Below are 8,031 nucleotides of genomic sequence, written 5' to 3'. Positions count from 1 at the left end.
CCGCCCGTGGCCTGAGGGCCCGAGATCGTCAGGTCCACGGTCACGCCAGCCGTCGCGTTGGCATAGTAGGCGGTGTCGACGCCCCCGGCGCCGTCCAAGACATCATCGCCCGCGGTGCTGACCAGGGTGTCGTTGAAGGCCGTACCCGTCAGATTCGCCATATCGTGACCCCGAGCTTGGATCGCGGCGCAGGCTCAGAAAGTCACTAACGCCACCTAAAATTGAGCCCAGCTGTGCCCTAGAATTCGAGGCTTCGTCAATCACGCTGACGCAGGAACGCAAAAAGGGCGACGGCCTGCGCCGTCGCCCTTCATTCGAAGCCCGAAAGTTCGGCGCCCTAGCGCGCGAACTTCTGGAACTTGATGCGCTTGGGGATGAGGCTGTCGGCGCCCAGGCGGCGCTTCTTGTCCTCTTCGTACATTTCGAAGTTGCCCTCGAACCATTCGACGTGGCTGTCGCCTTCGAAGGCCAGGATGTGGGTCGCCAGACGGTCCAGGAACCAGCGATCGTGGCTGATGACCACGGCGCAGCCGGCGAACTCTTCCAGCGCCTCTTCCAGGGCCTGCAGGGTTTCGATGTCCAGGTCGTTGGTCGGTTCGTCGAGCAGGATCAGGTTGCCGCCGGTGGCCAGGGTCTTGGCCAGGTGGACGCGGTTGCGCTCACCGCCCGACAGCAGGCCGACCTTCTTCTGCTGGTCGCCGCCCTTGAAGTTGAACGAGCCGACGTAGGCGCGGCTGTTGATCTCGCGCTTGCCGACGATCATCACGTCGGTGCCGCCGCTGATCTCTTCCCAGATGGTCTTGTTCGGGTCGAGGGCGTCGCGCGACTGGTCGACGTACGACAGCTTGACGGTCTCGCCGACCTTGACCGTGCCCTGGTCGGGGGTCTCGCGGCCGGTGATCAGCTTGAACAGGGTCGACTTGCCGGCGCCGTTCGGGCCGATGACGCCGACGATGCCGTTCGGCGGCAGGCGGAACGACAGGTCCTTGAACAGCACCTTGTCGCCGTACTCCTTCTCCAGGCCGTTGACCTCGAGCACCAGGTTGCCCAGGCGCGGGCCGGGCGGGATCTGGATGTGGGCCTGGGTCTGCGCGGCGCGGGCGTTCTCCTGCGCGGCGACCATTTCCTCGTACGAGGCCAGACGGGCCTTCGACTTGGACTGACGGGCCTTGGGCGAGCTGCGGACCCATTCCAGTTCGCGGGTGAGCGCGCGCTGGCGGGCTTCGGATTCCGACTGCTCCTGGACGACGCGCTTCTGCTTCTGCTCCAGCCAGCCGGAGTAGTTGCCCTCGTAGGGCACGCCCTTGCCGCGGTCGAGTTCCAGGGTCCACTTGGTGACCTGATCCAGGAAGTAACGATCGTGGGTCACCAGGATGACGCAGCCCGGGAACTCTTCCAGGTGATGCTGCAGCCAGGCCACCGACTCGGCGTCCAAGTGGTTGGTCGGTTCGTCGAGCAGCAGCATGTCGGGCTTGCTGAGCAGCAGGCGGGCCAGCGCGATGCGGCGCTTTTCACCGCCCGACAGGGTCTCGATGTTGCTGTCGTTGGGCGGGCAGCGCAGGGCGTCGATGGCCATCTCGACCTTGGAATCGATGTCCCACAGGTCCTTGGCGTCGATGACCTCCTGCAGCTTGGTCATCTCTTCCATCAGCTCGTCGGTGTATTCCTCACCCAGCTGAGCCGCCAGCGCGTTGTAGCGGTCGAAGATCTTCTTGTCCTCGCAGTCGGCGATGACGTTGCCCCAGACGTCCAGGGTCGGGTCCAGCTGCGGCTCCTGCGGGAGGTAACCGCGCTTGATGCCGTCGGCGGCCTTGGCCTCGCCCGAGAATTCCTTGTCCAGGCCGGCCATGACCTTCAGCAGGGTCGACTTACCCGAGCCGTTGACGCCGACCACGCCGATCTTGGCGTCGGAATAGAACGACAGCCAGATGTTCTCGAAGACCTTCTTGCCGCCGGGATAGGCCTTGGTCAGGCCCTGCATCTGGAAAATGTATTGCTGCGCCATGAGGGCTCGCGTGCTCGCTGGACGAGGGTTTCGGGGATTGGCCGCTGAAATAGCGGTCCGGGCCGCTTCGCGCAATCTCGGCGGGGCCGGATCGACCTTTCCACGACAGCGCTACCGTCATGGTTTAGTCGCGCAACCGTCGGACAGCCGACACGCTTCCGTCGCCGCGCCGTCGTGGACCGCTGTTAGCCGAGCACCCCAGGTCGACGCCTCTTTCGCGTCGGCAAGGGGAAAAAGAACCTATGAAAAGCCACCTGATGCTGGGCGCCGCCATCAGCGCCCTCGTGTTCGCCGGCCACGCCTTCGCCGCCGAAACCGCCGCCGACGCCACGCCGGCCGCCGCCGCGCCGGCCGACAACACCCCCGCCGAGAACACCGATGTCGACGCCGTCATCATCATCGGCCAGGGCCAGAGCCGCCAGGTCCAGACGCTGAAGGACGACGCCATCGGCCTGGAAGCCGCCGGCACCAGCGCCCTGAAGGCCGTCGACAAGCTGCCGGGCGTCACCTTCCAGTCGGCCGACGCCTTCGGCGCCTACGAGTGGTCGGCCCGCATCTCGATCCGGGGCTTCAACCAGAACCAGCTGGGCTTCACCCTGGACGGCGTGCCGCTGGGCGACATGACCTATGGCAACCACAACGGCCTGCACATCAGCCGCGCCACCGCCACCGAGAACATGGGCCGCGTCGAGCTGGCCCAGGGCGCGGGCGCGCTCGGCACCGCCTCGACCTCGAACCTGGGCGGCACGCTGCAGTTCTTCTCGCGCGATCCGCAGGAGACGATGGGCGGCGAGATCGACGTCACGGGCGGCTCGGACAGCATGCACCGCGTGTTCGGCCGTTTCGAAACCGGCGCCATCGCGCAGCTGGGCGGCGTGCGCGGCTACCTGTCGGTCGCCGACCAGAAGGCCGACAAGTGGAAGGGCGGCGGCGAACAAAAGCAGCGCCAGTACGACCTGAAGGTCGTGATGCCCCTGGGCGAGCGCGGCGACCTGACCGGCTTCTACCACCGCTCGGAACGCCGTGAGCAGGACTACCAGGACCTGTCGTTCGACATGATCCGCCGCCTCGGCCGCAACTGGGACAACACCCAGCCGAACTGGGCCCTGGCCATCGCCGCCGCCCGCGCCTACCAGACCGGGACCGCCCTGCCCGCCCCGTTCGCCACCGTCGACGACGCCTACTACGCCGGCGCCGGCATCCGTGACGACGACCTGTTCGGCGCCAAGCTGAACCTGGACCTCACCGACCACGTCAAGCTGGACGTCACCGCCTACGAGCACAAGAACAAGGGCCAGGGCCTGTGGTACACGCCGTATACGGCCACGCCTGGCTTCGGCACGGCCGGCTCTGACGCCGCCCCGCTGTCGATCCGCACCACCGAGTACGACATCGACCGCGGCGGCATCACCGGCGGCCTGACGTTCGACATCGGCGCCCACCGCATCGGCGTCGGCGGCTGGCACGAGATCAACCACTTCAACCAGGCCCGCAGCTTCTACGGCGAGACGATCTCCAAGCCCTCGCGCGACGCGCTGGACTTCCAGGAGAACCCGTTCTTCACCCAGTGGCAGTACCGCTTCGAGACCAAGACCACCGTCGCCCACCTGGAAGACGAATGGTCGATCACCGACGCCTTCAAGATCAACTTCGGCTTCAAGTCGATGAAGGTGACCAACGCCGTGACCACCGTCGTCGGCAACCCGCTGTCGGGCCAGATCGAGAGCAAGGACAACTTCCTGCCGCAGGCCGGTTTCGTCTGGAAGGCCACGCCTGACTTCGAAATATTCGGCGGCTACACCGAGAACATGGGCGCCTATGTCTCGGCGGCCACCTCGGGTCCGTTCAGCTCGCTGGACCAGAAGAACGTCGACTACGTCGCCACCAAGCTGAAGCCGGAAAGCTCCAAGACCTTCGAAGGCGGCGCCCGCTATCGCACCGACCGCTTCCAGGGCGTGGCCGCCGTCTATCACGTGGCCTTCGACAACCGCATCCTGGCGGTGCAGCAGGGTTCGTCGATCCAGGGCAACGCCCCGGTGCTGTCGAACGTCGGCTCGGTCGAGACCAAGGGCGTCGAGCTGGCTGGTACGTACCGCATCACCGACGCCTGGAGCCTGTACGGCGCCTACACCTACAACGACTCCAAGTACGACAACGACGTCGTCTCGCTGGACGGCAAGGTCCAGGCCCGCACCAAGGGCAAGACCGTGGTCAACACGCCTAAGAACATCTTCAAGGGCGAGCTGGCCTTCGACCAGGCCGGCTTCTTCGGCAAGCTGGGCGTGGCCTATACCGACAAGCGCTACTACACCTACGAGAACATCGGCGGTGAGGTCCCCTCGACCACCGTGGCCGACCTGACGCTGGGCTATCGCTTCGCGGAAGACAGCTGGGGCAAGGGCTTCGAGATCCAGGCCAACGTCACCAACCTGACCGACAAGGACTACATCTCGACCATCGGCTCGGGCGGTTTCGTCAACAGCGACCCGAAGGGCGAAGCGATGACCGTGCTGCCGGCTCCGCCGCGTCAGTTCTACGTGTCGATCAAGAAGACGTTCTAAGGTCCGTTAGAACCGAAACGACGAAGGCCGGGAGGAAAACCTCCCGGCCTTTTTCATGTCCAGCGCTCAGCCCCTAAGCCGCCTGCGCCACCACCTTCAGCTTCGGCTTCCGGCGCTTGGGCACGCCCGTCGGGTTGCCCCAGAAGGTCACCACCGCCAGCGTGCCCAGCAGGGTTAGCGCCAAGCCCGAGACCGTCATCACCAGGCGGTACGGCAGCCCGCCGACCTTGGCCGCATGCAGCGGGAAATCCAGGTTGGCGATGCGCGAGCCCAGCGGCATCGCCTGGGCGTCGCGGCTGGCGACCATCTTGCCGGTGGCCGGATCGAACCAGGCCATGCTGCGGCCGTTGGGCAGCCACTCGGCCTGCTGGCGCAGGCGAATGCCGATCAGCCCGCCCGCCTTGGCCGGCAGACCGATGGTCCGCACCTCGGCGCCGGGGAAACGCGCCTGGGCCTGGGCGACCACCTTGGTCCAGTCCAGGTCCTTGGCCAGCTTGCCGCCCTTGATCTTGGGCGGAGCCGAGGCCTTTTCCATCACCGCCGGCGGCGAGAACGGCGCGCGCAGGGCTTGCGAGAACCACTTGAGATTCATCGCCGCCCCCGTGGTCAGCGACAGGATCAGCAGCGGCGCGATCAGCACACCGAGATCCCGGTGATGATGGACGATCGCCGCCCGCTTCATCATCCGGGGCCACAGGCGCAGGTGGAACATCCGCCGCGTCGGCCACCACAGGATCAGGCCGGTGATCACGAAACCCAGGCCCGCCAGGCCGGCGACGCCGCCGACGATCTCGCCCGCGTCACCGTTGAACAGGTGGTGGTGGAAGTCGAACAGCCACACCTCGGGCCGGGCCCAGTTGGAGGTCCACGCCTGGACGATGTTCCCGTCCTGGTCGGCGAAAGCCGCCTGCTGTTCCTTCTTGTAGGACAGCTTGTGCAGGCCCATGCGCTCGGTCGCCAGGACGATCGAGCGCGGCCGGTCCTTGGCGGCGAAGACCCTGGTCGCCATCGCCCCCAGGGTCGCCGCATCCTGCCTCTGGGCGTCGGCGGCGTGGGGCACGGTGGCGCGCAGAAAAGCGTCCTCGTGCACCAGCAGCGCGCCGGACAGGCCCATCAGCGCCAGCAGCAATCCGATCAGACCGCCGGTCCAGCGGTGCAGCAGGCGCAGGGTCTTCATCAGAAGCGGGCTTCCCAGCCGAGGGTCACGGTGCGGCCGCGACCGGCGTAGATCTTGTCCTTGGTCGGCAGGCTCGTGTCCGAATAGTAGGTCAGGTACTGCTTGTCGAAGAGGTTCTGGACGCCCAGCGACACCGCCCCGACGGGCAGCTCGTAGCGCACGAAGGCGTCGGCGACCGTGTAGCCCTCGAAGTCGTCCTTCACGAGCGCGGTCTGCATGTTGCGCGAGATGAACTTCTGCACCTGGGCGCGGAAGCCCCACTTGCCGGTCTGGTAATCGGCGGCCAGGTTCAGGCGGTCGGGCGAGATGTTCGCGCCGTCCAGATAGGTGTCCAGCGTGCCGTCGGCGTTGGTGTCGGTCTTGCCGCGCAGGCGTGCATAACCGGTTGAGACCTCCAGGCCCGGGACCGGGGTCCTGGCCTTGACGTTCACTTCCAGGCCCTCGATGGCGACCGGCTGGCGCTGGACGTCGAAGATGCCGCCGGCGTTCTTGACCAGCAGCTGGCCCAGCTTCGACTTGGACCAGAAATAGGCGACGCTGGCGTCGAACGGGCCGCGCTTGTACTCGGCGCCCAGCTCGCGGTTGTTCGACACGATCGGCTCGACGGCCAGGTAGGTGTCGACATCGACATTGGCCACGTTGATGGCGCGCAGGATGCGGCCGACGTCCGGTACGGTGTAGCCCTCGGCATAGCTGCCGTAGAAGCGGATGCCGTGGGCCGGTTCGAACACCACGCCGCCATTGGCCAGGGTCGCCTTGAAGTCGGGGTTGCCGCCGCCGACCTTGCGCGAGCCGTAGAAGGCAAGGGTGGTGAAGTCGTCGACCTTCAGCTGGACGTTCTCGAAGCGGACGCCGCCGGCCAGGCGCAGCTTGCCGTCGAACAGGGCGTAGTTGCCTTGCACGAACGGCGCGACGCTTTCGAACTTGGTCGGCGGCACCCAGGCGCGGCCGGTGGCGACCAGCAGCTGGGCAGTCGTGTCGGTCAGGGCGTCGACGCCGACGGTGGCCGTCAGGTCCTTGATGCCCGGCACGGTGCGCTCGTAGTTCACGCGCGCGCCCAGCTTGCGCGAGCGGTTCGAGGACTGGTCGAACAGCGTGCCGTTCGGGGCGATGCTGACGTCCTGGAAGGTGGCGTTCTTGTCGCCGCCGAAGGTGTCGCGCGAGCGGTTGAAGAACAGCTGGGCGGTGAAGTTGCCGCCATAGAGGTCGCTGGTCAGCTGGGCCGAGACGGTCTCGACGCGGTTGGCGGCCGGGATGCCGGGCACGACGCCGCGCATCGACGTGGTCGGCAGACGCGCGGCGCGATTGCCGTCGGTCGGCGCGACCGCCGTGCCGGTGACGGTCACATAGTCGCCGTCGCCCTTCAGCTCGAAGCGGTTGGCGACCAGGTCCAGGCGGGTGTTCTCGGCGATCTGCCAGCCGAAGCGGCCGAACACCGACAGGGTCTTGGAGTCCTGGACGTCGCCCTGGGTGTTGTCCATGCCGATGCGGCGGCCATGGGCGTCGTAGAAGGCGCCGCGCGCGTCATAGGCGACGCCGACGGTGGCGTCGAAGTCCCCCTCCCGCCAGCCGACCAGGCCGGCCAGCTTGCCGCCGACCGCGTCGCCCAACTTGTGGGCCAGGGTGGTCTGGGCCAGCACCTTGCCCGAGGCGCCGTCGCGCAGCGGCGGGCCGACCGTCACCTGGTTCACCACGCCGCCGGTGGCGCCGATCCCCTGCAGGGCGTTGGAGCCGTAGATCAGCTCGACGCGATCGATGAAGAACGGGTCGATCGTGTAGCCGTCGCGCGAGCCGTCGCGGATCGGGGTCGACTGCGGGATGCCGTTGATCGCGTACAGCGGCGAGCGGCCGCGCAGGCTCTCGCCCGAACCCGACAGCTTCTGGCGCGTGGGCGAGAACGACGGCGACAGGGTCGAAATGGCGTCGACGATCGAGCCGCCGATGGCGACCTGCTGGCCCAGGGTCTCGTTGTTGATCACGTCCACCGTCAGCGGCAGGGCGCTGGCCGGCAGGCTGGTGCGGGCGGCGGTGATCACCACCTGGTCGACGTCGGTCCCGCCCGATTGCGCGTGAGCGGCGGTGGCGCAGGCCAGGGTCAGCAGGGAGACGGCGGCGAGACGGGCGGCTTGAGACGACATGGGCGGATCCGGACAACGAAGGTCCGGCGGCGCGTATAACTTTTGCGATTGATTTGCAATATCGGACGTCGAAATGGCGACGCTTCGTTTCCATGACCTCTCGGGTCATGTCGCGCTGGCACGGCCTGCGCTACCCCAGTTCACAGACGT

5 protein-coding genes are annotated in these 8,031 nt (G+C 67.0%); 1 reads left to right on the top strand and 4 read right to left on the bottom strand.

Translation table 11 applies throughout. The features are described from left to right. A partial coding sequence (locus J7528_RS25600) for a hypothetical protein (RefSeq protein WP_363270166.1) occupies nucleotides 1–161 on the bottom strand: 161 nt, incomplete at its 3' end. 176 nt (nucleotides 162–337) lie between these two features. Further along, complete coding sequence (ettA, locus tag J7528_RS18795) at nucleotides 338–2,005, bottom strand: energy-dependent translational throttle protein EttA (RefSeq protein ID WP_291877519.1); 1,668 nt, start codon at nucleotides 2,003–2,005, stop codon at nucleotides 338–340. 242 nt (nucleotides 2,006–2,247) lie between these two features. On the opposite strand from ettA, the gene J7528_RS18790 reads away from it, so the two are divergent. Next, a complete protein-coding gene (locus J7528_RS18790) occupies nucleotides 2,248–4,566 on the top strand; it encodes a TonB-dependent receptor (RefSeq protein ID WP_291877516.1) in 2,319 nt (772 codons plus the stop codon). Between the two features lie 73 nt (nucleotides 4,567–4,639). Here J7528_RS18790 and J7528_RS18785 read toward each other — a convergent pair whose 3' ends face one another. Then, nucleotides 4,640–5,743: a PepSY domain-containing protein gene (locus J7528_RS18785; protein WP_291877513.1), complete on the bottom strand. Its 1,104-nt coding sequence runs from the start codon at nucleotides 5,741–5,743 to the stop codon at nucleotides 4,640–4,642. Continuing rightward, nucleotides 5,743–7,881, bottom strand: coding sequence for a TonB-dependent receptor (locus J7528_RS18780; RefSeq protein WP_291877511.1), 2,139 nt, complete (start codon nucleotides 7,879–7,881; stop codon nucleotides 5,743–5,745). The genes J7528_RS18785 and J7528_RS18780 overlap by 1 nt, the downstream gene beginning before the upstream one ends. Between the last annotated feature and the right edge of the window lie 150 nt (nucleotides 7,882–8,031).

The organism is Caulobacter sp., assembly GCF_017744445.1.
Lineage (GTDB): Bacteria > Pseudomonadota > Alphaproteobacteria > Caulobacterales > Caulobacteraceae > Caulobacter.
Note: the sequence above shows the minus strand (reverse complement) of the source record. Positions and strands in the feature narration are given on the sequence as shown.

Bases quoted from the DNA above. Each gene is read 5' to 3' on its own strand.
- ettA (WP_291877519.1), bottom strand. From the start codon at position 2,005: ATGGCGCAGCAATACATTTTCCAGATGCAGGGCCTGACCAAGGCCTAT.
- J7528_RS18790 (WP_291877516.1), top strand. From the start codon at position 2,248: ATGAAAAGCCACCTGATGCTGGGCGCCGCCATCAGCGCCCTCGTGTTC.
- J7528_RS18785 (WP_291877513.1), bottom strand. From the start codon at position 5,743: ATGAAGACCCTGCGCCTGCTGCACCGCTGGACCGGCGGTCTGATCGGA.
- J7528_RS18780 (WP_291877511.1), bottom strand. From the start codon at position 7,881: ATGTCGTCTCAAGCCGCCCGTCTCGCCGCCGTCTCCCTGCTGACCCTG.